The sequence below is a fragment of the Nitrincola alkalilacustris genome, assembly GCF_008973755.1.
GTDB lineage: Bacteria > Pseudomonadota > Gammaproteobacteria > Pseudomonadales > Balneatricaceae > Nitrincola > Nitrincola alkalilacustris.
In genome coordinates this window covers 114,901-139,244 of record NZ_WBOM01000006.1, presented here as the reverse complement: position 1 = coordinate 139,244, position 24,344 = coordinate 114,901, and the positions used below count along the sequence as shown (strand labels likewise).

The following is a 24,344-nucleotide window of genomic DNA, read 5'->3' as shown; positions in this document are numbered from 1 at the left end:
TCAGACGAATACACCCTACCCTGTATGTGACGACAGCCATCCAGTAATTTGGCCCAATTTTTCCGATCAGCAAGAACTCTCAAGATCAAAAGACTTGCTATTGATATTTACCCTCTTCACTATCCGCTGCGATACCACGTAGCCAGCGATACCCCAGCCAGGCAGCAGCCAGCATATATGGCAATCCCCCCGGCACCCACATGAGCAAACCAGCCAGTTGCTGATCATCGAGCTGATGGCTGGGGTAATACAACAGGGTGTCGGCGAAGGTCAGAATAGCACCCAGAAAACCGGTGTGCATCAGGGTAAACAATAAGGCGAGCAGCGCCCAGCTACGTGTCCGCTCGGTACAGTGTAATACGGCCCACCACAACATGGCTGCGGTGAACGCAAAGCAGATATGCTCTACCAAGTGCCACCAGGGATGTTCCAGTGCCAGCACGTAAAAGCGCGGGGTATGCCAGAACCAGACGACAGCCGCATGCAGGTAGGCCAGGCTGAGCGGATAGGTTGCCAGCTTCAGCAGTGGTTGCCAGGCAACACGCCCCCAGCGACCGGTAACAGCTGCAAACTGCGGCAAGGGCAGGCTTAATGCCCACAAAGGGCCGATCACAACCATTAACAACATATGCTGCACCATATGCGCACTGGCGCTGGTTTCAGCCCAGGCATCCAGCGGCCCGATTACAGCAAACGCACAGATCAGACAGCCCGCATGAAACATCAGCGCACGCCATAACCGCGGCGGCCGCTTAATGCTGCCAAGTGCATACAACAGCCAGAATAGCGCCAGCATCATTGCCGCCAGCAGAGCGGCCCAGAAGCTGGCGCCTTCGCTTTGTAAGGGGTTATGCGCCTGTACCGGCAGACTGATACTGGCCAACACCAGCAAGCCTGGTAGCAGGTTTAGCCATTGCCGATGCTTTAGCTGCATGGTGATAAAACCAACACCGGCAAGCCCCCAGCCAAAGTGGCGACTGCGGCGATCAGATACAACACAGTGCTGACGTAGCCGACAAAGCGCTCAAACCCGACAGCATCATCGCTTTCCTTGTGCTTCGATGCACAGTAACGACCACTGCGCCATGCCAGAAACAACAGCAGCGCAAACACCAGCAGAGTAAACGCAATTAAACCGCCATTCAACCAGGTGAACGCGCCCTTCTCCACCTCAGGAGGTGCCAACTGGCAAGCCACGGATAAGCCGCCATACATGGCAATAAACCAGATGCTCCAGATAACAAAACCAATCACAATCTGAGCTGGATGGCCCGGCGCAAACCAGGTGAGCTTGCTCATTACGTTGTCCCCCACCCCAGTGGCAACATAAAGAATAGCGCGACACTGATCCAGTACACCGCCAGGTAATAGAACCACAGCGGCTTTATCACCTGCGGCTCATAGGGCAAGCTGGCACTGACGTAGCCGCGCGCAACTCTGAGCGCCTGCATGGCGGTTAACACTGTTGCCAGCCCAGCGTGGCCCAGCAGATACAGCAAAATAACCATCAGCACGGCATCATGAGCGCTTTTGGTATAATCCAGCGGCGCCATCATAAACAGCACCAGCAACATCAAAAAATGCAGCAACCCAAAACCGGCGCTCAACCACAACTGACGTTGCAACTGCAGAGCGTCGCCCACTGCCAGACGCTGGCACAGACGATGGAACAGCCACAAGGCGATACTGGCGGGCACCCCACACAGCAGCAACAGCCAAAGCGGCAAGGGGCCGTTGTCGGGTGCTGACCATTGCGGCGCGGCGGTCCATAGATAAAACCAACCGAACAGCAGCGACATATACAAAGCGCCATTGGCCAGCATTGTGACGATCATGCCCCAGCGCCCGGGGCCATCGAGGGTCCTGGACTCCAGCGGCAACTCATGCCCGGTACCCTTCTGCACTGGCCCCTTCTGCACTGAACCCTTCTGTACTGGCTCCTTCTGTACGGGAACCCTCTGCCCTGGATCCGAGGGTTGCAAGGGAGCCGCTGATGGATGGCCTCCATTTTCCCAGCTCCAGCGCAGCAACAAGCCAATTGTCAGCACAACGACCAGCAGGGCCAATATATACCAACGGCTCAGCAAACTGATGCACACCACCGCCAGAGTCATAGCACTGTATAGTGGCAGCCAGGAGTTTCCGGGCAGATGGAAAAGCCTCTCCCGCTGAGCAGAGATCGCAGAGGTGCCATAGGTTTCGCGCAGACCACTGTTGGCCTCGGTCAAGCCCTCTTGCCCGGCAGCAATCCGTTCAGCCAGTTGCGGATCATCCCAGAGCGGATGGCGGCTGCTGACAGTGGGCAAGCTGGCAAAGTTATACTGGGCCGGTGGCATATCCAGCGTCCACTCCAGCGTATCGGCCTTCCACGGATTAGCGCTGGCTCGCTGGCCAAACCAGAAATGCAGTAATAGATCCAGCAACACCAGCCCAATACCGATCGCCATGACAAAGCTGCCAATCGACGACAACAGATTTAAGCTATCCCAGCCTAATCCGGCTTCATAGGTGTAAACTCGCCGCGGCATACCGAGCAAACCGGTTAGATGCATCAATAAAAAGGTCAGGTTGAATCCACCAAAGGTCAGCCAGAAACCCCAGCGCCCGATCACTGGCGAGGGCATCCGGCCAGAGGCTAAAGGCAACCAGTAATACAGTCCGGCGATCAGTGGAAAAAACATCCCCCCTACCAGCACATAATGCATATGAGCGACCACAAAGTGGGTATCGTGCACCTGCCAGTTAAAGGGCACCAATGCCAGCATCACCCCGGTCAGGCCGCCGCAGACAAAGATGACCAGAAAACCACTGACCCAGAGCATCGGCAATTGAAAGTCCACCTTGCCGCGCCACAAGGTCGCCAGCCAGGCAAATACCTGAATGGCAGTCGGTATCGCCACCAGCATGCTGGCCACTGAAAAGAAGGCCTGCGCCAGTTGAGGAATGCCCACGGTGAACATATGGTGCACCCACAGCCCGAAGCTGATAAAGCCGGTGAGAATGACCGCGATAACGATCCAGCGATAACCGACAATAGGCCGACCACTGAACACCGGAATAAGGGTCGAGACGATACCGGCAGCAGGCAGAAAAATAATATAGACCTCAGGGTGGCCAAATAACCAGAACAGATGCTGCCACAACAGAGGATCGCCACCCGCCGCCACAGTAAAAAACGGCATACCGGCAGCACGTTCCAGCTCCAACAGAATACTGGCAAGAATTAATGGCGGAAAACCAAACACGATCATCAGCGCCATCACCAGAATGTACCAGCAAAACAGCGGCATCCGGCTGAGCGTCATCCCCTTGGCACGGCTACACAGGATGGACACCGTCAGCTCTATACCGGCAGCCATCGCCGAAATCTCAACAAAAGTGATACCCAGCAGCCAGAAATCGGAGCCCGGCCCGGGTGAAAACTCGCTGCTGCTCAGTGGCGTATACATAAACCAGCCGGAGTCTGGCGCTATACCCAGCAACAGGCTGGACATAATGATAATGCCGCCAAATAAGTAGCAGTAATAACCCAGCGAGCTGATCCGCGGAAAGACTAAATCACGGGCACCAATCATCTTCGGGATCAGGTAGATCGCCAGCCCTTCAAGCACCGGAATAGCAAACAGAAACATCATCACGCTGCCGTGCATGGTAAATAGCTGACCGTAGGTCTCGGCACTGACAATATTCTGCTCCGGCAGCGCCAACTGAGTGCGCAACAGCATCGCCAGCACGCCACCTACCAGGAAAAAAACCATCCCGGTAACCATAAAACGCAGACCAATAGTGCCATGATTTACCGCCGCTAAACTGCCCCAGCCCGGTAAATTGCCCCACACCCGGGCCAGATGGCTGACAGCCTCAGACTGCGATGATGCTGGCTTGGCGTCACTCATCTAGGGTTGCCTCATGCGCGGCTGGCTCATGCACGTCTGGTTTAAGTAAGTCTGGCTCATGTCGTTCCTGCTCCGTGGTATTGTGCTCGTTTAGCCAGTTGGCAAAGGCCGGTTCGTCATGTGCTGTTACCGTAAATTGCATATGCGCATGGCCCAGCCCGCAATATTCAGCGCACTGACCACGATAAACGCCCGCTGCCGAGGCTTCCAGACGCAACACATTGGTGCGACCGGGTAACATATCCAGCTTGACGCCAAGCCTTGGCACCCAGAAGGAATGGATCACATCGGCGCTGGTCAGGTGCAGGTGCACAGGGGTATTGATCGGTATATGCAGCTCATCAATCATCTGCAGGCCATGTTCAGGATAAGCGACCTGCCAGTACCATTGATGCCCCGTCACCTGAATTTGCAATGCGCTTTCATCAGGCAGCGGCATCATACGGTGCCCCACCGGCACGCCCACGATGAGTAAAACGATGATACTCACTGTCGGTAGCGCCAGCCCACCCCAGATAATCCATCGACTGGTACCTGTTGCGGGAACATGCTCAGCCCGACGCTTTATCGCGTAATGCCACAGCACCACAACCGCCAGCAGTACCAGCGTTGCAAAACCGAACATGCCCCACCATAACAGCGCCACCTCGGATGCTGCAGGCCCCTGGGGATCGAGTGCTGAATAGGGGCCAGTACAACCTGTTTGGCTCAACAGCAGGCCACAAGACCAGATCACTGCTACACTCTGGCGAAGTGGCTTCTTTACAGCAGCCGTAAACCGTCTTAGAGGTGTGATATGTCGATGGAACCGATTGCGAGCCAAATCCAGGTGTTTGGCCACCCTATCCACCCTGGGCTTATCCATTTCCCGGTGGCCGCTCTGATTGCTCTGATCGCATCCGATCTCGCATTTTTGTACACATCCGACCCCTTCTGGGCCAGAGCCAGCTTGTGGCTGGTCGGGGTTGGTGCTATCGGTGGTTGGATTGCCAGTGTCGCAGGATTGATGGATATGCTGCTGGTAAGCCAGATAAGACGCCTGATCACGGGCTGGTGCCATGCGATGCTCGCGGTGATGCTGCTGTCGCTGGCGACCTTCAACTGGTTGCTCCGCCTGCCTGATGCTGCCGCTCAGATCATGCCTCAAGGTCTTTATCTGTCGCTGCTCAGCGGCTTGTTGATTATTGCTACCGGTTATCTGGGTGGTCGGCTGGTCTATGAATATGCGGTCGGCGTCAACATCGACGATATGCTGCAGGACGACGCCAAATCCTGAGCTGGCAGCACGGCTGTTTACAAAAACCACAGCAAGGCCTCCTGCTCAGGCTTCAGCAATACCAATACGATAATGCTCAGCAGCAATAACAGGATGACGCTGAGCAATACAGTACATTTACCCGCCACACCACTGACCTTTGGCCGGCTGCCATACAGGATCAGCAGCCCAGCTGCCACATGGCAGATCACCAGACAGGTCACCAGAGTCAGCTTAAGCAACAGCCAACTGTTGAGGTTACCGTCAAGGGCAAAAACAGCCGTGCCGGAGACAATCGTCATCAAGCCCGCGGGACTCGCCAGGCGGGTAAACCACAGCCGCTCCAGACTATCGCCTTTGCTGGGGATATGCAGGCCAACAGAGGCAACACGCGAGATAAGCAGTAATAAAATACATAAGGACGCAGCCCAGATCACCAGGCTACATATATGCAGAAACAGCAACCAGACCATTAACATATTCCATTAGTTACAGGCAAAGTCAGCAGAACCGTAGGTAAAATGTTCATCCACTAAACATTCTAAACATTGATGTTAACTGTAGCAGGCAAAAGCAGAAGCGGGCGCCTCGCGGGCAAAAAAAGCTGCCCGCTGACGGATTAGTAGAGAGTTCGTGGAGAACAGCGGAGGGCTAGTAAGACATTATCATGCAGGCAGATAGGGCCGAATGTTCTCTAGTGCATTGGCAACAAACGTTTCTTTCTCCCCGACAGGTGCTACGTAATAAAGGGCTTTAGCCGCTGCATCCACCCCTTCGAACCGGGCAATGATCCACGCAGCCAGACAGGATGAGGCCAGGCACCCGCCAGCGGTGGCGATGTTGTTCTGAGCAAAGAAAGGTTGATTCAGAACCTCTACGCCAGCTTCCTGCACCCAGGGTTTTGTAATCAGATCGGTACATGCCGGAACAGCGCCTAATAATTCAAGCCTGGCCAGAATCAACGTACCTGAGCACTGTGCAGCAATATGCTGCCTGGCTGGATCAAGTGATAGCTGAGTCATCAAGACAGGGCTGCTGACAATCTCATGGGTTAGCATACCGCTGCCGACAATCACAGCATCGGCCGTGGCAACGTCCTCCAGCATCGACTGCGCGTGCACTGTCACGCCATTCAGAGTGAATTTACAACAGCGCATATTCTGCTAACCCCTCTTTACCTGATGACTGACGCTCCTTGCACTGCTCCATCTCCAGCTTGCTTCTTGGAATCAAATGCTGCTCGTTCAATATAACAATAAATGCTATGGTGAACGTTTAGTAGCCATCTCTTCCGTAGCCTCACGGAAGAGGGGCCAAAGTACAAAGGCGATTTGGAGAAGCAGTATAATGACAAATCCCGAGGGCTCTAATAAGCAGATGATCACGGAGATGATGACTGCTCACGAGCCTCAGGACACCCTAGTGCTGATCGTTGATGACGTAGCCACTAACATCCAGATTCTGGCTGACACACTCAAGGATAAGCACCACATCATCTTTGCCACCTCTGGAAGTGAGGCGCTGAAGATGGCCGCCAGGCACGAACCCGACCTGATCCTGCTGGATGTGATGATGCCCGACATTGACGGCTTCGCCGTCTGCAAGCAGCTTAAGGAAGATCCACGTCTGCAGGATATTCCAGTGATTTTTGTCACCGCTCTGAGCGAAGTGGAGGACGAGACGAAAGGCCTTGATCTGGGTGCAGTAGACTACATCACCAAGCCAGTGAGCCCGCCCATCGTCAGGGCCCGGGTACGCAACCACCTGCAACTCAAATATCAGCGTGACCTGTTGCGCCGTATCGCCCTGCTTGATGGACTTACCGGTATAGCCAATCGGCGCCACTTTGATGATGTTTACGAACGTGAATGGCGCCGAGCACAGCGCCAGGGCACTTCTCTGTCACTGGTGCTGGCCGATATCGATTTCTTCAAGGGATATAATGACCATTATGGACACCAGGCCGGAGACGCTTGTCTGCGTAATGTGGCCCGGGGGGTGTGTGAACAGATACACCGTCCCGCCGATCTGGCCGCCCGTTTCGGTGGCGAAGAGTTTATCTGCATGCTGCCTGATACCCCGACAGAGGGTGCTGAAGAGGTTGCCGAGCGCATTCGTGAGGCAGTAGAGGCGCTGGCCTTACCCCATGCAGCCTCAGCCATTGCTCCCCATGTCACCTTGAGCCTGGGTGTAGCGACGGCGCTGGAACCCGTCACGACATCCGCCGAGGCCCTGCTGAAACTGGCCGATGAGCAGCTCTATACTGCCAAAAAGGCTGGCCGCAATCAGGTTCGAACAGCCATTCTACCTGCAGGAAGCGTCACTTCATGAATCGTTTTACGCTGTTGAGCCTGGTGATGATTCTCTCTGTAACCGGTTTGATCGGGGCTGATATCTGGAGAGATCGGGTTAACACCCTGGAGGCAGCCTACCAGGAGCTTGAAAACCTGGCACGCATCGCCAGCAGCCAGATCAGCGGCAGTCTGCGGGCAGTGGATCTTAATCTGCAGGATATGGTGCGCGAAGCTAATCAAGCGCTCACGCCTGAGCTGGATAGAGAACTGTCGACCTTTCTGCGCGCTCGTGCCGAAGCATTTCCTGAGATCAATTACCTCTCGATCACCGACGAAAAGGGCGTCATCCAGTTCAGCTCATCGCCCGATCTCGTAGGCTATGATGCTTCCGACCGCCCCTATTATCAGCGCGCGCTGGAAGTTGGGGTCGACCGGATGATCACCACCCCCCCGGTGCGCTCTCTCACGGATCAGTTGGTAATCTTTGCTGCTCGCCCCCGTTCAACAGAAAGTGATCTCTGGAAAGGCGTCGTGGTGGCTTCCCTGTCACCAGAACACTTCTCCGGATACCTTGAGGCACTGCGAAACCGACCAACTGCCTTTGCTGCCCTGATCGGGCCTCAGGGACATCTGCTGGCTCGTGCACCACATGATGAAACACTGACAGGAAGGGACATCAGTCAGCGCTCCAGCATTATCCAGTATCAGGCCACATCAGATCTCGTCACTCGCCGCCACGAGGCCTCCTCCCTGGATGGTAAGGAGCGCCTGATGGTCATGCGTGATATCGGGGCTGAGAAGATGTTCGTAAACGTCAGTTGGAGCACCGACGATGTATTCGTCGAATGGCGTGGTAAGTCGATCGTCAAGGCGCTGACCGGCATGGCCTTTATCTCGCTGATGCTGTTTATCATCTCACGGCTGCGGCGCCGGGAGCGGCAACTCCTCAAGGCCAGGGACTTCGCAGAAAACCTGATCGAAGGTGCCAATGTGCTGATAGTGGGCCAGGATGCTCAGGGGCGGATAGGCATTTTCAACGAAGCAGCGGAGCAACTGACCGGCTACTCGCGCAAGGAGGTACTGGGAAAAAACTGGAATACGCTGGTACCCAGTGAAGATGCTGCCACTACCCACCAGCCTGAAGCCGCTCCACGGAGCGAACAAAGCACTTTGCAAACGAGGGATAAGCAACAGCGCATCATCTCCTGGCGCAACAGTCTGGTGGAAGGTGCTGACAATCTGGAGCATCCACTGGTCCTGGTCTCCTTCGGCATGGACATTACTGATCGTGTTGCCGCAGAGATCCAGCTTGAGAGAGTGTCCGAACGTCTGAAACTAGTCAACCGTTCTGCAGGCATGGGCGTATGGCAGTGGGAGATTCCATCCAATAATCTCTGGTGGGACGACAGAATGGCCGAGCTCTATCAGGAAAAAGGGGCTGGCTGGTACCACCTGGATACATGGAAACAGCGTGTCCATCCCGAAGACTACCCTCGCACCCAGGCAATGCTCGAAGCGATGCTGGCGGGAAAAGCCGAGTTCGATACCAACTTTCGAATTATCTGGCCCGATGGTGAAATTCGCCATATGCGGGCTGTTGCCACCGTGGAGTATGACGCTCACCGCGAAAAACGTTTGATCATCGGCATGAACTGGGACATCACCGAGCAGAAGCGTCTTGAAGACACACTGAGGGAAGCGCGTGAGGCTGCAGAAGCCGCCAGCAGGATGAAAAGCGAATTCGTTGCCAATATGAGTCACGAAATCCGGACCCCGATGACCGCAGTCATGGGCGTTGCCCATCTACTCGAACAGACCGAAATGACGCCCAAACAGCATGACTACGTGCAGAAGATCAACACGGCAGCACGCTCACTGCTGGCGATTCTCAACGATATTCTTGACTACTCCAAGGTGGAAGCCGGCAAGATGGAGCTATCCCCTCAGGACTTCAACCTCGATGAGCTGCTCAGTACCCTGGCCACCATGATCTCGGTAAAGGCCGAAGCCAACGACATTGAAGTGCTGTTCCGTATTGCACCCGATGTACCCGACTATCTCTGGGGAGATGACCTGCGCCTGCAACAGGTATTGATCAATCTGCTCGGTAATGCCATCAAGTTCACCGAGAAAGGCCAGGTCGTGCTTGAAGTTAACCGCACGGCGAGCAAAGAGCAGGATCTAGCGCTTGAGTTTCGGGTCACCGATACAGGTATCGGTATGAGCGAAGAGCATCAGAGCCGACTGTTTCAGGCCTTCCAGCAAGCCGACACCTCTACCACCCGCCGATATGGTGGCACCGGCCTGGGACTGACCATCAGCCATCGTCTGGTGCACCTGCTGGGCGGTGATATTCAGGTAAAGAGCGAAGAAGGCAAGGGCTCCTGCTTCACCTTCACGCTGCCCTTCAAGGAGGGAGAGAAGCCAGCTCATTCACCGCTGGTGGATAACTACCGGACACTGGTGGTGGACGACAACGAGGTAGCGCGCCAGACACTGGCAGAAATGTGCCAGCACCTGGGCTGGGAAGTCACCACTGCTGCCTCCGGTGAAGAGGCCCTTACCCTGCACAAAGCCGCTTATGAAGCCGGCAAGCCCTTCGAGCTTGTGCTCATGGATTGGCGCATGCCGGGAATCGACGGCCTTGAGGCCGCAACACGCCTGCGCTCAAATCAATCCACTGAGGAACCGATGATCGTGTTGGTAGTGACAGCCTTCAGCCGCGAGATGATTCTTTCCCAGGCCGATGAAAGTATCTTTGACGGCATCATCTCCAAGCCTGCCACCCCCTCGCTTCTGCGCGCTGCCCTGGCCACTCGCCTGCCGTCCATCGCTAGTAGCAGAGAGACCTCGTCACAGCCGCTGGCGGGCATGAGACTGCTGGTAACCGAGGATAATCCAATCAATCAGGAGGTCGCTCGGGATATTCTGAAGCAGAAAGGAGCAGATGTGATACTTGCCTCCACCGGCCGAGAGGCTCTGGATATTCTCACCACTCAGACAAACCTGCCGGATCTGGTGCTGATGGATGTACAGATGCCGGAGATGGACGGTCTGGAAGCTACGCGCAGATTGCGGCAGGATCCGCGTTTCAGTGAACTCCCCATTGTCGCCATGACCGCCAACGTATTGAAGTCTGATCGTGACGACTGCCTGCGAGCGGGAATGAACGATCATATTGCCAAGCCACTCGACGTGGATGAAATGATCTCAAAGCTGTTGCGGCTGACCAAAGGGGTCGAGCAGGCAGAGAGGTTGGTAAAAGCTGACAGAGATGATATCGATATCAGCGCATTCCCGGTACTGCCCGGCATTGACACCCGGGCAGCGCTCAAGCGACTTGACGGCAAGATGCCGCTGCTGTGGAGGCTGCTCGGGAACCTGACGACTGAGTTTGCTGAAGTGGACCGGGAGCTCGCAGACGACCTGAATGCCGGCCAGCGCGAGCAGGCCGCACATCGACTTCACGCCCTGCGTGGTGCCGCCGCCAACCTCGGTGCTCAGGATATAGCCGAGGCGGCTGCTACTCTGGAAGCTGCCATAAAGGATGCACCTCTGGAGGCCTTAATGACACAACTTGCAACGCTCAAAGAAGCGCTCGAAGCCACCTTCTCCACCATCCGAGCTCATCTGGATGAGATGCCTGAGAAGGAAGGCCTTGCTCCCGATATTTCGCAGCAGGAGATTACCAGGCTTCAGGAACTGCTGGCGGAAAACGACTTTGCAGCCGTTGATCTGTTCAGCAGCCAACGCCCGGCGCTGGCCAGTCGGCTCAACGCTATGCAGCTGATCCAGCTTGATGCAGCCATGGCACGCCTCGACTTCCCTCTAGCCAGCCGGATCCTTGATGTCGCAAAAGACGCCACCTGAACCTGACCGGCACAGAGGGAATCAGCTGATACCACATACAAAAAAGCCCCATTTTACAGGGGCCTTTCACTATCTGATCTCGATACTGATGGTAATCCGTCGCTTCACATAGGACGCAGGTTGATCTCGACCCGACGATTCTGCGCACGACCCGCCTCGTTGGCGTTGCTGGCGATAGGTTGATTAGGCCCAACTCCGTAAGAGGATATCCTCGACGCAGCTACACCATTGGAAGCCAGATAAGAGGCGACACTCTGCGCACGGCGATTCGACAGGTTCTGATTAAGCTCCATCGAACCTGTGCTATCGGTATGCCCGACAATGTCGATCCCGTTCTGATCAAACTCATTGAACACCGAGACCATAGAGTTGAGGGTCTGGTAGAAGCTGCTGGAAATATCTGACGAGTTGGTTGCGAAAGTGATGTTACCGGGCATGATCAGCCTCAGGTCATCACCATTGCGTTGTACATCCACGCCAGTACCCTGCAGGGTCTCGCGCAATTTTGCCTCCTGGGTGTCAACGTAGTAACCATAACCACCACCTGCTGCGGCACCCACTGCAGCACCGATTGCTGCTCCTTTGGCTCGGTCCTCCTTACTCGAAGTAGCCGCCCCGATCACAGCGCCAGCCACTGCACCAACACCACCATATACCCCTGCTTTACTGGCTTCACGCTCGCCAGTGTAGGGGTTAGTGGTACAACCCGCCAGAAGAGTAATGCCAATTGCAGCAAATGCGAGATTGCGCCATTTAGTCATGCTCGTGCCTATATTTTTTGTTGTTAAAACAGAAATTTATCTAATAATTAGACACCATGCCGAAAGATAAGTTTTATGGACTCTCATCTTGCCTACCCAAGGCGCATCAGATGCGTAATGCACTACTTTCATATTGCCTCAACACAGTTCTTTGCGGCGGTTTTGGAGGAGCGAACCAACGGATAAACCGTACGACAACAGCCACTGGTTAGCTGATGAACTAGGCCATATCACGGTACTGCGCTCCTTCTCCGGCCTCCGGACCGGCTTTGACACCGGCCCGATTCCTCTCTGGCTGATTCTGACTTGCTTTCAGCTTACCTATCAGAGTTTCGATTTTGATCTCTCAACAGGCTCCACACGGCTGACTAGTGCGACTTTGCCCGCTTTCATTTCTTTTACAGATTGAAGCAGCTTGTTTTACGCGTTGTCGGTAAATTACGATGCGCTTACTGCTCAATGCGGATTGGTGTTCCGTTAGGCACAGCACGCCAAATCTCTTCCATAGCTACATTAGTAACTGCTATACACCTTCCGGGATCCTTTGATCCCCCTCTTCTTGCTTGTGGCCAACTGAAACCGTCGCTGTGCCTCCTGATGAGGCACAAGACTACCACCACGTCTCGACCTTTATGAGGCCCCGCCAGATAACCCCAGTATGCCAACTCTTTGTTGATCCCGAGCCAAATTAAAGCCGCTGTGGGAACAGAAAAAAACAGAGATGCGAGCGGCCGATCAACCTTGATTCAATTGGCCCGCTTTGGTTGCTATTCCTTGCCATGTTCAGTGACTACTCCTTGTGTTTAACCTCGAATAGCCAAAACCAACCGCTGTGGAACCAACTCAAGCTGGCGGCCAGGCATCAGGTGGTGCCACCAGGGTGGAATTCGATCAGTGAGCACCACAACGGCAGCGGATTGTTCCACTGACCAAGCCGCTATGCTGTGTTGGCCAAAAGTACCTCCGCTGTGCCAAGCGGCCATGCCGTGCGGCTTAATCGGGCTCAGCAACCAACCCAGACCAACCTGCGTGTCTTGGCTGATTTTCGCATATGGCTGCGTGGTCGTTTTGGCCAATGAATCCCACGGGCTACCGTAGAAGCCCATTTGAGCGCCTAGAAAAGTCATCATGTCATTGCCGGTCGATCGCCATACACCAGCCGCCTCCATGCCTTTCCACCTAAAGGGCGGCACCGGTCTGCCACTTGCATCATGCCCATCGATCAAACGCTCTGGATCATAGTGCGATGGGTCAAGATGCGTGTCATACATTCCCAGTGGCTGTAAAATCAAATCCTGCACAGCCTCGCCATACGACTTCCCATATACATCACCGAGAATACGACCCAGCAGAGCCATACCGACGTTGGAATAGCGCGCATTGCCACCCGCCTTTAGCGTTGCCGGCAACTGCTGGAGAAAAACCATCAGGTCATCCGCCTGAAATGCTTCAGCTAACTGGCGCCCTCGCCTCATCATCTGCCACTGACTGAAAGGATTGGCCGGAAGACCCGATGTATGGCTGGCAAGCTGTTGCAAAGTAACCTGTCTACCCCATGGCAGTTTCGGATAGAAGCGCTCCACCGTGTCTGAGAGACTTACCTGCTGGCGCTCAAGTAAAAGTGCCAGCAGTGTTGAAGTAAAGGTCTTGCCGATCGAGCCAATCTCGAACACCGGGGATTGCACATGCTCGGCGTTACCATGTCGCCAGAGCCATGTCTCATCGTTAAGTACGAGCTGAACCTCAACTGACGTTCGAGGTGAACGGTTAAGGAACTCATGCATCACAGTAACAGCACTATCTGTATTCATTCGAACTCTGTATTTACACACCCTGCTCCAGAATCAGGCTGACATTGCCTTTCTTGCGCCCTGTATCGACGTAACGGTGCGCCTCGACAAACTGTTCAAATGGATAGCGTCGATCCATGACTGGTTTGAATTGCCCTGCCTCAGCCAGCTCTGCCAGAAAATGCAAATCCTCTAACCGCACGGTTGCAGGCCCAGCGATGATCTTTTTGCTACTCGTGATCAACACCCACGGAACTTGCAGCATGTCGGGCAAATCTGCCAAAACCATCAAAAGGCGTCCCTTATTGGCCAGAGAGTTTTTGGTACGCGAAAACGGTGCGTTACCCACAGTATCTACAATGACATCATAGGTTTTACCGTTTTTCGTGAAGTCCTCTTTTGTGTAGTCAATGAGATGATCGGCGCCCAGAGACGCGACCAGATCCTGATTCGCCGTACTGCACACCCCCGTTACATCTGCCCCAAAGTGCTTAGCGAGCTGCACAGCGGCAGTACCAACTCCACCGGAAGCGCCATTGATCAGTATCTTTTCACCGCTTTGCAGCTTCCCTCTTCTCAAGAAATCCAACGCGGTAGTCCCGCCGAAGGACAGCGCTGCAGCTTCATCAAAGGACAAACTGGACGGTTTAAGCGACACCATGCCATCTTCCGGCATGCACTTGTATTCAACATGACAACCCATGCCGGTATCATTGAACACGAAAACCTGATCGCCGATTTTGAAATTCCTGACCGCTTTGCCGACCGACTCAACGACCCCGGCCAGCTCCGTACCAAGTACAGGTTGCCTGGGTTTCGAGATACCAAATGCGAGTCGAATGATGAGCCCGAAGCCGGTAGGAACATTCAGGCTCCGCACCCTCCAGTCGCCTGATGTGATCGTTGTGGCATAAGTCTTTATCAGGACTTCGTTGTCTTTTGGAATCGGTTTTTCGATATCCCTCAACTGAAGCACTTCTGGCGGACCATATCTCTCATAGATAATTGCTTTCATTGTGTTTTTTCCAGCACGGCTCTTCATCTATGATACTGAGTCAAGGGGTTATCAGACGAATACTACGCTTGGTTACGAATCATGTTCAAGCCGCTTACCCAACCCAACGACATTATCATTGCCGTACCCGATAGCAGAATAGAACTCAATGACAGCCTTGTTAGACGAGCGAACTTGCAGATTTATTTTTGGGCAGCCTTTCTGCCTGATGAGCGTTTCAACAGCCTGCATGATGGATTGACCATAGCCCTTGCGTTGCTGCGAAGGTTTCACTGCCAAATAATTAATCCAGCCTCGATGTCCATCGTAGCCACCCATTACTGTCGCTATGACCGTTTCATCGACAAGCCCAATAAGAAAAAGATCAGGATCCACTTTCAGCTTTCTCTCAATATCCTTGGCTGGATCATTCTGAGGGGCAACCAGACCACACTCCCTCCAAAGCTCAATCACATCATCCTTGTATCTATCTTCAAATGCTTTTATTTCCATTCTGTGTCAGTTGTCCCTATATAGAGTGTTAACAAGCCTGTCGGATCTAATACTGTGAATATCAAAATCCCCGGTATCAACAGCCCGCCCTTGATTCAAATGATTACTCACAGATCAAGCAGACGCGATCACTCACCCAAATAAGGCTGAATGTTCTTCAGCGCATTGGCCACAAATGACTCCTTTTCACCAACAGGTGCAACGTAATCCAGCGCGGCAGCTGCGGCGTCCAGCCCTTCCAGTCTGGCGATAACCCACGCGGCCAGATAGGATGAAGCCAGGCACCCGCCTGCAGTTGCGATATTACCCTTGGCAAAAAACGGCTGATTCAGAACCTCTACGCCTGCTTCCTGCACCCATGGTTTTGTAATCAGATCGGTACATGCCGGTACAGCGCCTAACAATTCAAGCTTGGCCAGAATCAGCGTACCCGAGCATTGTGCGGCAATCAGTTGTTTGGTGGGATCAAGTGACAGACGACCCATTAAATCAGGATTACTGACGATGTCACGAGTTTGCATACCGCTGCCGACAATCACAGCATCTGCCGTGGCCGCCTCCTCAAGCATCGACTGCGCGTGTACGGTGACACCGTTCATCGACATCACCTCTGCATCGGGGCAACAGAGCGTCACTCGCCAGTCTGGTTTCTTGATACGGTTCAACACCCCCAGCGCAATCAGTGAGTCGAGCTCGTTGAACCCCTGAAAAGTAAGAATCGCTATATGCATGGTCGGTACACCTTATGAGGGGGCAAAATGACGTGCCTTGTTACAAGGCATTGCTATACACGCGTTGGTAATGCTCCACATCAGGGAACGGATCATAGAAATGATGGTCTGGTGAAAAATCACCGAAGCTGTAATTGTGATGATACACATTTTGCGTGATGACCACAGTCCATTGCTCGCTGACATTATGCCGCCCCCCCACCTATGCTCCATCACAGCAGGTCGACACATCCAGATTGTTCAACTGAACTTAGCCCATACAGTCTGTGTGATCAATGCATGCTCCGCTGAATTTGCTCCAGCCCCCATCGCTGACTAGAATAGACCGCCTTGCACACGAACTTTTAAAGGCAGACGTCACCATGAGACTGGTTTCATTCAATACCAACAGTATCCGCATGCGGATGCACCAGCTGGAAGCGCTGATCAATACTCACCAACCGGATGTGATCGGTATTCAGGAAACCAAGGTGACCGATGAAGATTTCCCGCTTGCGGATATCGAGGCGCTTGGCTACCACGCGCACTTTCATGGCCAAAAAACCCATTACGGCGTTTGTCTGCTGTCTAAACAGCCGCCTGTCAAGGTTGAGAAAGGGTTTGTAACCGATGCTGATGATGCACAGCGCCGCCTGATTCTGGGTGAGTTTGTCAGCCCCAAGGGCAATCCTTATATTCTGATCAACGGTTACTTCCCACAGGGTGAGAGCATTACGCACGAAATCAAATTCCCGGCCAAGCGCAAGTTCTATGCGGATCTGCAGCAGATGCTGGAGACACGTTTCAGCCCGGATCAGGCGATTGTGGTGATGGGGGACCTGAACATTTCCGGTGAGGATTGCGATATCGGTATTGGTGAGGCGAACCGCCTTCGCTGGCTCAAGACCGGCAAGACCAGTTTCCAGCCGGAGGAGCGTGAGTGGCTGCAGCGGATGAAGGACTGGGGGCTGCAGGACAGCTATCGGGCGCTTTATCCTGGGCGTGATGACCTGTTCAGCTGGTTTGATTATCGCAGCAAGGGGTTTGAGGCGGAGCCGAAGCGTGGCCTGCGGATCGATGCAATAATGGCAACTGCACCGCTGATTGAGTGCTGTGTCGATAGTGGTATCGATTATGCGGTAAGAGGAATGGAGAAACCGTCGGACCATGCGCCTGTGTGGACTGAGTTCGACTTCTGATACTTAGCTGCTGACACTACCGACACACAAGCCGGTCAAGACACCGGCTTTTTTACGACCATGATGTCGCATGGCAGTGAGTCCAGCATCCGCTCGACGCTGCTGCCGATCAGCAAGCGGTCGATAAAGCCGCGTGCGAAGAATCCCATCACCATAATGTCTATCCGCTCCTCTTCGGCAAAACGTGGCAGTACCTTGTGTGTTTCCCCTTCCAGCAGGTGGATACAGCTCGGTTCCAGATCGGGATCGAACTCGGTGATGATCTGATGCAGGCGATCCTTATGGCGCTCGCTGACCTTCTCCTGCAAGCCGCGGTAGTCCGCTACTCCTCCCTCTTCGATAATCGCCGATTGCGGCAGCACATTGAATGCATGCACAACGTGCAGCTCACCACCCAGCAGGGTTGCCAGCATCTCGGCGGTATCCAGTATCTGGTTATCCAGCGAGCCCTCTTCATCATGCAGATGGAAGGGGTCTATCGCGGCAGCAATGCGCAGATGTTCAGGCCAGGGGTTATCTTTGGTCAGCAGCAGTGGTAAGGGGCATTCACGCAGGATCTGCCAGTCCTGAGGGGCCAGCAGGTAATGTAAAAGGTAGGGATGCTGTGCGAGTTGGTGCAGCACCAGATCCGGTGCGTAGCGCTCCACCTTGGTGATCACCCCTTCGGCCTGATGGCGCGACCAGGTCACGTCGGTATCTGTCGCGATGCCGCTGCGATTGAGCCGCTTGGCCAGTAGATCCAGATGCGCTTCGGTACGTTGCATCTGTTGGTGCTGCACACTCTCGCGCGCTTCACTTTTCAGCAGGTTGAGCGAGCTCAGCGCGGCGTTATAGCAGCACTGAAACAGTTCGATATGTGAGCCGGTCATTGCTGCCAGGATTTTCGACTTATGCAGCAGCACATCATGGTCTGCCTCGTCGCTGAGGTTGACCAGCAGCCGGGTAATCGTGTCCATGGTGCACCTCTATCAGCCTGGAAGCTGTCTGATGGTTCTATTCTCGCTCTCGCAAAATAGTGAAGGCTGTATATTGGTCATCCCACTCCTGCAGTGTCGAGACCACTTCGGCTACATTGGCCAGTTCTGGCCCTTTGTTGAGCCAGGCCTCGACATGGCGAACACTTTTCTCCTCGCCACAGAGCAGCGCTTCTACGCTGCCATCCGGTCGGTTGCGTACCCAGCCAGTCACCTGATTGGCCTCGGCCTGCTCCTGTGTGAAACGACGGAACCAGACGCCCTGAACGCGGCCCGTCACTATGGCATGCAAACAGATCTTAGCCATCTATTAGCCCTCTGATATAAGCCCCCGGCTATCCTCAACTGATATTAGCCCCTGCTGATTAAAAAGATATTATCATTTAGCTTAGTCCAACCCATGCTGGCGGGTAGTCAAGCGGCTCATCAGGAGAGCCCCAGAATATTCCCCTCTTCATCCAGACTGATCTGCTCTGCTGAGGGCTTACGTGGCAGCCCCGGCATGGTCATGATATCGCCGCACACCACCACTAAAAACTCTGCCCCACCCGACAGGCGCACTTCCCGAATCGGCACCTCGTGGCCATAGGGCGCGCCCTTGAGGTTGGGATCGGTGGAGAAGCTGTACTGCGTTTTGGCCATGCAGATCGGGAAGTGTCCATAGCCGGCCTGCTGGTAGTCGGTGATCTGCTGGCGTACCTTTTTGTCGGCCATGATGTCGTGTGCGCCGTAGAGCGTGGTGGCGATCACTTTGATCTTGTCCCACAACGGCAGGTTGCTGTCGTATAGGGGCGCAAACTGGCTGGTGCCGCTTTCGGCGATATGCACTACTTTCTGTGCCAACTCCTCTGCACCTGCACCACCCTCGGCCCAATGGTTGCAGATCGATACTTCGGCTCCGTGCTCCTGCACCTCCGCCAGCACAGCATCCAGCTCCGCCTGCGTGTCGCCGGTAAAGCGGTTGATCGCCACCACAACCGGCACACCAAAGGCTTTTACGTTGCGGATATGCCGGGTGAGGTTGGCACAGCCCTTAGCGACCGCTTCGACGTTTTCTGCAGCCAGGTCTGCCAGTGCCACGCCGCCGTGCATCTTCAGCGCCCGCACGGTGGCCACCACAACAGCTACCGAAGGTTTGAGCCCGGCTTTGCGGCATTTGATATTGAAGAACTTCTCAGCACCGAGATCTGCCCCGAAACCGGCCTCCGTGACCACATATTCACCAAGCTTGAGCGCGGTGGTGGTTGCCACCACAGAGTTGCAGCCATGCGCGATATTCGCAAACGGGCCGCCATGCACAAAGGCAGGCGTGTTCTCCAGCGTCTGTACCAGGTTGGGTGAGAAGGCATCCTTGAGCAGCACGGTCATGGCACCATTGGCTTTAAGGTCCGCAGCCGTGATCGCGTCGCCCTCGCGGTTGCGCGCGACGATGATTTTACCCAGCCGCTCATTCAACTCGATCAGATCCCGCGACAGGCAGAAGATCGCCATCACTTCGGATGCGACTGTGATATCAAAACCATCCTCGCGCACAAAGCCATTACCCACGCCACCCATTCCGTTGACGATATGGCGCAGAGCACGGTCATTCATATCCATGACACGGCGGATCGCCACGCGCCGCTGATCGATGCCGAGCTCATTGCCCCAATGAATATGGTTGTCCAGCATCGCGGCCAGCAGGTTGTTGGCGCTGGTGATGGCATGAAAATCACCGGTGAAATGCAGGTTGATATCCTCCATCGGCACTACCTGGGCATAGCCACCACCGGCCGCACCACCCTTGATACCGAAACAGGGTCCGAGGCTTGGCTCGCGCAGGCAGATCACGGTTTTGTGGCCCAGCCGCTTCAGTGCGTCACCCAGCCCCACAGTCGTGGTGGTTTTGCCCTCACCAGCGGGGGTCGGGGTCATGGCAGTGACCAGTATCAGTTTGCCATCTTCCCGGTTGTGCAGATCACGGATGAAGGCATTACTCAGTTTGGCTTTGTAGGGGCCATACTGCAGCAGTGCTTCAGCCGGTATCGTCAGACTGTCGGCAACCTGGTTGATCGGTTGCATCTTCGCCGCACGGGCGATCTCAAGATCGGAGGGGACTTGAGGCATGGATAGACTCCCTTCAGGTCGTGCCTGATTGTTGTTTTTTATTAGGTTTTATTATTCGGTTTTAAGCGGATCATCCTGCTTGGCGAAGCCTGTTTTGATGGAGGCTGAATCGGCCTGTTCGGCTTCTTTGAGCATGGATTCCTCCTGCTCTGTTTCTTCCTGCTCTGTTTCTACCTGTTTTGACTCTTCCTGCGCAGACTCATCGAGTTCAGAATGATCTGATAAATGATCTGGCTCAGACTCGCAGGAAAAAAGCTTCTGCAGCGGCAGGTCCAGCATATTGGTGCGCGTATCACGCACACGACTCAGACGCTCGCTGACATCTGTACACCAACCCGGTGCAGGTGACGCCATCTGATCCGGCAGTGGCCAGGGCAGCAGCGTCTGTAACTGATCAATCGTGAAGCTGCTCAGATCGCGCGAGAGTAAATAACTCCCCTCCTCTGTACGTCTGATCACGCCGCCTTCGGTCAGCAGTTGTACATAACGATCCCAGCGCCCTTGATCCAGGCTTTCGGTACGTTTGAGCAGTGTGCTGTCTTGCAGTGGCACCCCACGTTGTTGCGCCTGCCAGAGCTGGTATAAAACAGACAGCACGGTATACAGATGTGGCTCACGCTTCTCGTTGCTGGCTTTGTGATAGATGGTCAGATAGCGCGTGAGTTCGGCTCCGAGCAGAATGATTACCCAGCAGATGAATATCCAGGCCAGAAACAGCGGCACGGCGGCAAAGGCGCCATAGATCAGCTGATAGGAGGGGAACTGTGTAACAAAAAAGGCAAACCCGCGCTTGGCCAGTTCGAAGGAGATCGCCGCTAAAACCCCTCCGATCAATGCATTCAGGACAGGTACCCGACAATTGGGAACAGCCGCATACAACAGAGTGAAGGCAACGGCAGACAGCAGCATGGGAACAACCGACAGCACGCGCCCCCTGCCCACCACTTCGGTGGCACTGGTGTAAAACGGCAGTGCCGTGATATAGGAGGTCAACAGAATACCCAGCCCCAGCAGCAGTGGCCCCAGGCTCAATACCGCCCAGTAGAGGAGAAAGCTGGATACGCCCTTGCGCGGTTCGGTCACACGCCAGATGCGATTGAACGCAGCCTCGATATTTTTCATCATCATGATCGAGGTAACGACCAGAAACACGACCCCGATTGAGGTCAGCGCCCGCGCATGCGTGGTGAAATCGCGCATATAGTCATACACCACCTCGCCGGTCGCCGGCACGAAATTATTGAATACCCACTGCTGCATCGTATCGCCGACGCCCTGAAAGGTCGGAATCGCAGACAACATCGCATAGGACACAGTGAGCAGCGGCACCACTGCAAACAGCGTGGTATAGGTCAGCGCGGCTGCGTTGAGCACCCCCTGGTTGTCACGAAACTGCCGTGCCAGATCGATCAGAAATTGCAGGGCCGGCGGTATCGACCAGTTTTTAACAGCTACCGACCAGTCTTTAAAACTCACATATCTCTCCTGTCTGCCACTCACCCTTAACTCAGTAGTATTGATGTGAGTGAGGTTCCTTTATCAACGCTTCCTCTGAGGTATACAATAGGCCGCTTTGAAACTCAACGAAAGAGGCATCCGTCTGACATGATCCTGTATCACAATCCACGCTGTTCCAAATCCCGTCAGACCCTTGAACTGTTGCAGAGCAAGGGCGTTGAGCCAGAGGTGCGTGAATATCTGAAAGATGTTCCCAGTGTTGATGAGCTCAAGCAGGTATTGAAAGCTCTGGAGATCGCCCCACGAGATCTGCTGCGTCGCAAAGAGGATGAGTACAAGATAGCAGGTCTTGAGGATATGAGCCTGAGTGATGAGGATGTGATCGAAGCGATGACGCGCTATCCCAAGCTGATTGAGCGCCCGATTCTGATCAACGGTGACAAAGCACGTATCGGCCGCCCACCTGAAGCAGTACTGGAGATCCTCGCGTGAGTGATCCCTATCTGCTGATTCTCTATTACAGCCGCCATGGTGCAACGCGCAGCATGGCGCAACAGATGGCACGCGGGGTCGAAATGGCAGGGATTGAGGCACGTCTGCGCACGGTGCCGCCTGTATCAGCCACTTGCGAGGCGACGGCTCCAGCCATTCCTGAATCCGGCGCGCCTTATTGCACCCACGATGATCTGAAACACTGCGCCGGTCTGTTACTCGGCAGCCCTACCCGTTTTGGCAATATGGCGGCGCCGCTGAAATACTTTATCGATTCCACCAGCAGCCTGTGGCTCTCCGGCGCGATGATCGACAAACCGGCCGGGGCTTTTACGTCCAGCTCCAGCCTGCATGGTGGACAGGAAACCACGCTGATGACGATGCTGCTGCCGTTATTGCACCACGGCATGGTGATTGCAGGCATTCCCTACAGCCAGGATGAATTGTTCCAGACCACCGCAGGCGGTACGCCTTACGGTGCCAGCCATCTGGCCGGTGAGGATAGCAATCGTGAACTGGACTCGCGCGAAATAGCGCTGTGTCAGGCTCAAGGTAAGCGAATCGGCACACTGGCACTGAAACTGTTAAAGGACAGAACATGACACTGGCACAGAAAACCACCCTCAGCCGCGCACTCACTCAGATCAGTTACTGGGGTTTGCTATTGCTGTTCACGCTCTGGTTCATGTGGATCAGCCCGGCAGCCAGCGATAACCCCTGGGTGATCTGGCTGATTCATGTGCTGCCTATCGCGGCCTTTGCCGGTGTGATCATCAAGGGCACACCTCGCGGGCACGCCTGGCTCTGCTTTGTCATACTGGTTTACTTTATGGAAGCGGTGCTTGCGGCACTGACACCCCATACGCAGATCTTCGGTATTCTGTATGTCGTGCTGGTAACAACGCTGTTTATCAGCGCCATGCTCTATGCACGCTGGTATAGCCAGTGGCAGCGCAGCCTGAATCAGCCAGCCGCCGACTGACACCCTCTCGCCAGAACCCAGCGCCAGAACCCAGCGTTATTCAGGAGTTACACTTAATGTCCGTCAGCCAGTTTATTGTTCACAACATCGACAAGACCGATATCACCCGCGCCGCTGAGGTGATCTGTCGCACGGAAGAGAACCCGACAGAGCCCTATGGCCTGTCGATTCTGAGCGAGTTCAAGCGTATTCAGTCTGGCCGTGCCAATCGTCAGTATGGCGCTTTCAACGATGAGTCTAATGCTTTCAAGGCGCTGGTGCTGCAGTGGCGCGAGGGTCAGATCCCGTTCAACGGTTTTGCCGAACGCGTCAGCCGCCAGTTGGGCCTGCTGCTGGATAATCAGGAGCAACTGGTCAGCGGCAACCTCTTCTTCCTGCTCGAGAAGCTGGATCGTGGTGATCGCCTGTTCATCTTCATTCTGCGCCAGACCGGCGCTCTGACCCTGAACAATGCGCTGGAGCTGAGCCGCATCGAGTATCTTGATTTCAGCGAAGTCGGCTTTGGAGTCTGTATCGATCTGACCGAAATGGAGGCGGATGCCCCCAAATACCTGACCGTCAGTTTCGGACGTGGCGATCGCGGCCTGCAGCCAGTGCTGATGGAGTGGCTGGGCTATATTGATAAGGTCGATAAAAAGGCCGAGACCGAGCAGTTCCTGAAGCTGGTCGATGCCTACTGCGAAAGCCTGCCGGTAGATGAGGTCGCGCCGATCAAGGAGAAGGTGATCGATTTTTGTGTCGAGCAGGACAAAGCGGGCGAAGCGGTGGTATACAAGGATCTGTCGGCGCAGGTGGATGAGAAGGCTCCGGAGCGTTTCGAGGCTTATCTCCGCGACAATCAGCCGGTAAAGAAGGAGGAGCTGATTCCGGATCGTCGTCAGTTGCGCCAGTATATTCGCCTCAGTGGCCGCAGTGGTGATCTGTCGATCAGCTTCGGCACGGGAAGCCTGGGCAAGGGCGTGCAATTCAATCCGGATAATGAGACGCTGATCATATCCAGCCTGCCCCCTTCGCTGCTGAAACAACTGAAAAAGCTGCAGGAAGGTTGAT

Annotated in this window: 23 protein-coding genes; 8 read left to right on the top strand and 15 right to left on the bottom strand. The window is 54.7% G+C overall.

What is annotated here, in order from left to right; all coding sequences use genetic code 11:
- Positions 1-97: 97 nt before the first annotated feature.
- Genes F7R27_RS12480 through coxB form a run of 4 tightly spaced genes read right to left on the bottom strand, consistent with a single transcriptional unit; the run spans position 98 to position 4,632 of the window.
- Positions 98-934 carry a cytochrome c oxidase assembly protein gene (locus tag F7R27_RS12480; RefSeq protein ID WP_151704600.1) on the bottom strand — a complete coding sequence of 279 codons (837 nt, stop codon included), beginning with the start codon at positions 932-934 and terminating at the stop codon, positions 98-100.
- A complete protein-coding gene (locus F7R27_RS12475; RefSeq protein WP_151704599.1) occupies positions 925-1,299 on the bottom strand; it encodes a hypothetical protein in 375 nt (124 codons plus the stop codon). Before F7R27_RS12475 ends, F7R27_RS12480 begins: the two co-directional genes overlap by 10 nt.
- The gene (ctaD, locus tag F7R27_RS12470; RefSeq protein ID WP_151704598.1) at positions 1,299-3,896 is read right to left on the bottom strand and encodes a cytochrome c oxidase subunit I; all 2,598 of its coding nucleotides are present in this window, start codon (positions 3,894-3,896) and stop codon (positions 1,299-1,301) included. The genes F7R27_RS12475 and ctaD overlap by 1 nt, the downstream gene beginning before the upstream one ends.
- Positions 3,889-4,632, bottom strand: coding sequence for a cytochrome c oxidase subunit II (coxB, locus tag F7R27_RS12465; RefSeq protein WP_206060500.1), 744 nt, complete (start codon positions 4,630-4,632; stop codon positions 3,889-3,891). Before coxB ends, ctaD begins: the two co-directional genes overlap by 8 nt.
- 66 nt (positions 4,633-4,698) lie before the next feature.
- On the opposite strand from coxB, the gene F7R27_RS12460 reads away from it, so the two are divergent.
- Positions 4,699-5,172 (top strand): DUF2231 domain-containing protein, encoded by a 474-nt coding sequence (locus F7R27_RS12460; protein WP_338088402.1) that lies wholly within the window; start codon positions 4,699-4,701, stop codon positions 5,170-5,172.
- Positions 5,173-5,189: 17 nt separating this feature from the next.
- On the opposite strand, the gene F7R27_RS12455 is transcribed toward F7R27_RS12460, so the two are convergent.
- Both F7R27_RS12455 and F7R27_RS12450 read right to left on the bottom strand, forming a co-directional pair.
- Positions 5,190-5,624 (bottom strand): hypothetical protein, encoded by a 435-nt coding sequence (locus F7R27_RS12455; RefSeq protein ID WP_168927501.1) that lies wholly within the window; start codon positions 5,622-5,624, stop codon positions 5,190-5,192.
- Between the two features lie 192 nt (positions 5,625-5,816).
- The gene (locus F7R27_RS12450) at positions 5,817-6,308 is read right to left on the bottom strand and encodes a type 1 glutamine amidotransferase family protein (protein WP_206060499.1); all 492 of its coding nucleotides are present in this window, start codon (positions 6,306-6,308) and stop codon (positions 5,817-5,819) included.
- A 190-nt stretch (positions 6,309-6,498) separates the two neighbouring features.
- Between F7R27_RS12450 and F7R27_RS12445 the strand changes: the two genes are divergently transcribed.
- Positions 6,499-7,482 (top strand): diguanylate cyclase, encoded by a 984-nt coding sequence (locus tag F7R27_RS12445; protein ID WP_240776363.1) that lies wholly within the window; start codon positions 6,499-6,501, stop codon positions 7,480-7,482.
- Entirely contained in the window at positions 7,479-11,315 is a 3,837-nt protein-coding gene (locus tag F7R27_RS12440; protein WP_151704594.1) for a response regulator, read from the top strand. The genes F7R27_RS12445 and F7R27_RS12440 overlap by 4 nt, the downstream gene beginning before the upstream one ends.
- A 104-nt stretch (positions 11,316-11,419) precedes the next feature.
- On the opposite strand, the gene F7R27_RS12435 is transcribed toward F7R27_RS12440, so the two are convergent.
- The 5 genes from F7R27_RS12435 to F7R27_RS12405 form a co-directional block, all read right to left on the bottom strand.
- Entirely contained in the window at positions 11,420-12,076 is a 657-nt protein-coding gene (locus tag F7R27_RS12435) for a YiaD family glycine zipper/OmpA-like lipoprotein (RefSeq protein WP_151704593.1), read from the bottom strand.
- 803 nt (positions 12,077-12,879) lie between these two features.
- Positions 12,880-13,887, bottom strand: coding sequence for a serine hydrolase domain-containing protein (locus tag F7R27_RS12420; RefSeq protein WP_151704592.1), 1,008 nt, complete (start codon positions 13,885-13,887; stop codon positions 12,880-12,882).
- Positions 13,888-13,900: 13 nt separating this feature from the next.
- On the bottom strand, positions 13,901-14,881 hold the full coding sequence (locus F7R27_RS12415) for an NAD(P)-dependent alcohol dehydrogenase (RefSeq protein WP_151704591.1): 981 nt from the start codon (positions 14,879-14,881) through the stop codon (positions 13,901-13,903).
- A 72-nt stretch (positions 14,882-14,953) separates the two neighbouring features.
- A complete protein-coding gene (locus F7R27_RS12410) occupies positions 14,954-15,373 on the bottom strand; it encodes a GNAT family acetyltransferase (RefSeq protein WP_151704590.1) in 420 nt (139 codons plus the stop codon).
- Between the two features lie 128 nt (positions 15,374-15,501).
- On the bottom strand, positions 15,502-16,104 hold the full coding sequence (locus tag F7R27_RS12405) for a DJ-1/PfpI family protein (RefSeq protein WP_151704589.1): 603 nt from the start codon (positions 16,102-16,104) through the stop codon (positions 15,502-15,504).
- A 362-nt stretch (positions 16,105-16,466) separates the two neighbouring features.
- Here F7R27_RS12405 and xthA point away from each other — a divergent pair, with 362 nt between their 5' ends.
- The gene (xthA, locus tag F7R27_RS12400; RefSeq protein ID WP_151704588.1) at positions 16,467-17,282 is read left to right on the top strand and encodes an exodeoxyribonuclease III; all 816 of its coding nucleotides are present in this window, start codon (positions 16,467-16,469) and stop codon (positions 17,280-17,282) included.
- Between the two features lie 35 nt (positions 17,283-17,317).
- On the opposite strand, the gene F7R27_RS12395 is transcribed toward xthA, so the two are convergent.
- The 4 genes from F7R27_RS12395 to F7R27_RS12380 all read right to left on the bottom strand — a co-directional run bounded on the left by F7R27_RS12395 (position 17,318) and on the right by F7R27_RS12380 (position 21,838).
- Positions 17,318-18,238, bottom strand: a complete 921-nt coding sequence (locus tag F7R27_RS12395; protein WP_151704587.1) for a universal stress protein — start codon at positions 18,236-18,238, stop codon at positions 17,318-17,320.
- Between the two features lie 37 nt (positions 18,239-18,275).
- Positions 18,276-18,563 (bottom strand): acylphosphatase, encoded by a 288-nt coding sequence (locus tag F7R27_RS12390; RefSeq protein WP_151704586.1) that lies wholly within the window; start codon positions 18,561-18,563, stop codon positions 18,276-18,278.
- Positions 18,564-18,682: 119 nt separating this feature from the next.
- Positions 18,683-20,362, bottom strand: a complete 1,680-nt coding sequence (locus F7R27_RS12385; protein WP_151704585.1) for a formate--tetrahydrofolate ligase — start codon at positions 20,360-20,362, stop codon at positions 18,683-18,685.
- Between the two features lie 51 nt (positions 20,363-20,413).
- The gene (locus tag F7R27_RS12380) at positions 20,414-21,838 is read right to left on the bottom strand and encodes a YihY family inner membrane protein (RefSeq protein WP_240776362.1); all 1,425 of its coding nucleotides are present in this window, start codon (positions 21,836-21,838) and stop codon (positions 20,414-20,416) included.
- A 129-nt stretch (positions 21,839-21,967) separates the two neighbouring features.
- Here F7R27_RS12380 and arsC point away from each other — a divergent pair, with 129 nt between their 5' ends.
- The 4 genes from arsC to F7R27_RS12360 are packed head-to-tail and all read left to right on the top strand — an operon-like array spanning position 21,968 to position 24,343.
- The gene (gene arsC / locus F7R27_RS12375; protein WP_151704584.1) at positions 21,968-22,312 is read left to right on the top strand and encodes an arsenate reductase (glutaredoxin); all 345 of its coding nucleotides are present in this window, start codon (positions 21,968-21,970) and stop codon (positions 22,310-22,312) included.
- The gene (gene wrbA / locus F7R27_RS12370; RefSeq protein WP_151704583.1) at positions 22,309-22,914 is read left to right on the top strand and encodes an NAD(P)H:quinone oxidoreductase; all 606 of its coding nucleotides are present in this window, start codon (positions 22,309-22,311) and stop codon (positions 22,912-22,914) included. Before arsC ends, wrbA begins: the two co-directional genes overlap by 4 nt.
- Positions 22,911-23,294 (top strand): DUF2069 domain-containing protein, encoded by a 384-nt coding sequence (locus tag F7R27_RS12365; RefSeq protein ID WP_151704582.1) that lies wholly within the window; start codon positions 22,911-22,913, stop codon positions 23,292-23,294. Before wrbA ends, F7R27_RS12365 begins: the two co-directional genes overlap by 4 nt.
- Positions 23,295-23,350: 56 nt before the next feature.
- On the top strand, positions 23,351-24,343 hold the full coding sequence (locus F7R27_RS12360; protein WP_151704581.1) for a nucleoid-associated protein: 993 nt from the start codon (positions 23,351-23,353) through the stop codon (positions 24,341-24,343).
- Position 24,344 lies beyond the last annotated feature (1 nt).

Bases quoted from the DNA above. Each gene is read 5' to 3' on its own strand.
- F7R27_RS12480 (WP_151704600.1), bottom strand. From the start codon at position 934: ATGCAGCTAAAGCATCGGCAATGGCTAAACCTGCTACCAGGCTTGCTG.
- F7R27_RS12475 (WP_151704599.1), bottom strand. From the start codon at position 1,299: ATGAGCAAGCTCACCTGGTTTGCGCCGGGCCATCCAGCTCAGATTGTG.
- ctaD (WP_151704598.1), bottom strand. From the start codon at position 3,896: ATGAGTGACGCCAAGCCAGCATCATCGCAGTCTGAGGCTGTCAGCCAT.
- F7R27_RS12460 (WP_338088402.1), top strand. From the start codon at position 4,699: ATGGAACCGATTGCGAGCCAAATCCAGGTGTTTGGCCACCCTATCCAC.
- F7R27_RS12455 (WP_168927501.1), bottom strand. From the start codon at position 5,624: ATGGTCTGGTTGCTGTTTCTGCATATATGTAGCCTGGTGATCTGGGCT.
- F7R27_RS12450 (WP_206060499.1), bottom strand. From the start codon at position 6,308: ATGCGCTGTTGTAAATTCACTCTGAATGGCGTGACAGTGCACGCGCAG.
- F7R27_RS12445 (WP_240776363.1), top strand. From the start codon at position 6,499: ATGACAAATCCCGAGGGCTCTAATAAGCAGATGATCACGGAGATGATG.
- F7R27_RS12440 (WP_151704594.1), top strand. From the start codon at position 7,479: ATGAATCGTTTTACGCTGTTGAGCCTGGTGATGATTCTCTCTGTAACC.
- F7R27_RS12435 (WP_151704593.1), bottom strand. From the start codon at position 12,076: ATGACTAAATGGCGCAATCTCGCATTTGCTGCAATTGGCATTACTCTT.
- F7R27_RS12420 (WP_151704592.1), bottom strand. From the start codon at position 13,887: ATGAATACAGATAGTGCTGTTACTGTGATGCATGAGTTCCTTAACCGT.
- F7R27_RS12415 (WP_151704591.1), bottom strand. From the start codon at position 14,881: ATGAAAGCAATTATCTATGAGAGATATGGTCCGCCAGAAGTGCTTCAG.
- F7R27_RS12410 (WP_151704590.1), bottom strand. From the start codon at position 15,373: ATGGAAATAAAAGCATTTGAAGATAGATACAAGGATGATGTGATTGAG.
- F7R27_RS12405 (WP_151704589.1), bottom strand. From the start codon at position 16,104: ATGCATATAGCGATTCTTACTTTTCAGGGGTTCAACGAGCTCGACTCA.
- xthA (WP_151704588.1), top strand. From the start codon at position 16,467: ATGAGACTGGTTTCATTCAATACCAACAGTATCCGCATGCGGATGCAC.
- F7R27_RS12395 (WP_151704587.1), bottom strand. From the start codon at position 18,238: ATGGACACGATTACCCGGCTGCTGGTCAACCTCAGCGACGAGGCAGAC.
- F7R27_RS12390 (WP_151704586.1), bottom strand. From the start codon at position 18,563: ATGGCTAAGATCTGTTTGCATGCCATAGTGACGGGCCGCGTTCAGGGC.
- F7R27_RS12385 (WP_151704585.1), bottom strand. From the start codon at position 20,362: ATGCCTCAAGTCCCCTCCGATCTTGAGATCGCCCGTGCGGCGAAGATG.
- arsC (WP_151704584.1), top strand. From the start codon at position 21,968: ATGATCCTGTATCACAATCCACGCTGTTCCAAATCCCGTCAGACCCTT.
- F7R27_RS12365 (WP_151704582.1), top strand. From the start codon at position 22,911: ATGACACTGGCACAGAAAACCACCCTCAGCCGCGCACTCACTCAGATC.
- F7R27_RS12360 (WP_151704581.1), top strand. From the start codon at position 23,351: ATGTCCGTCAGCCAGTTTATTGTTCACAACATCGACAAGACCGATATC.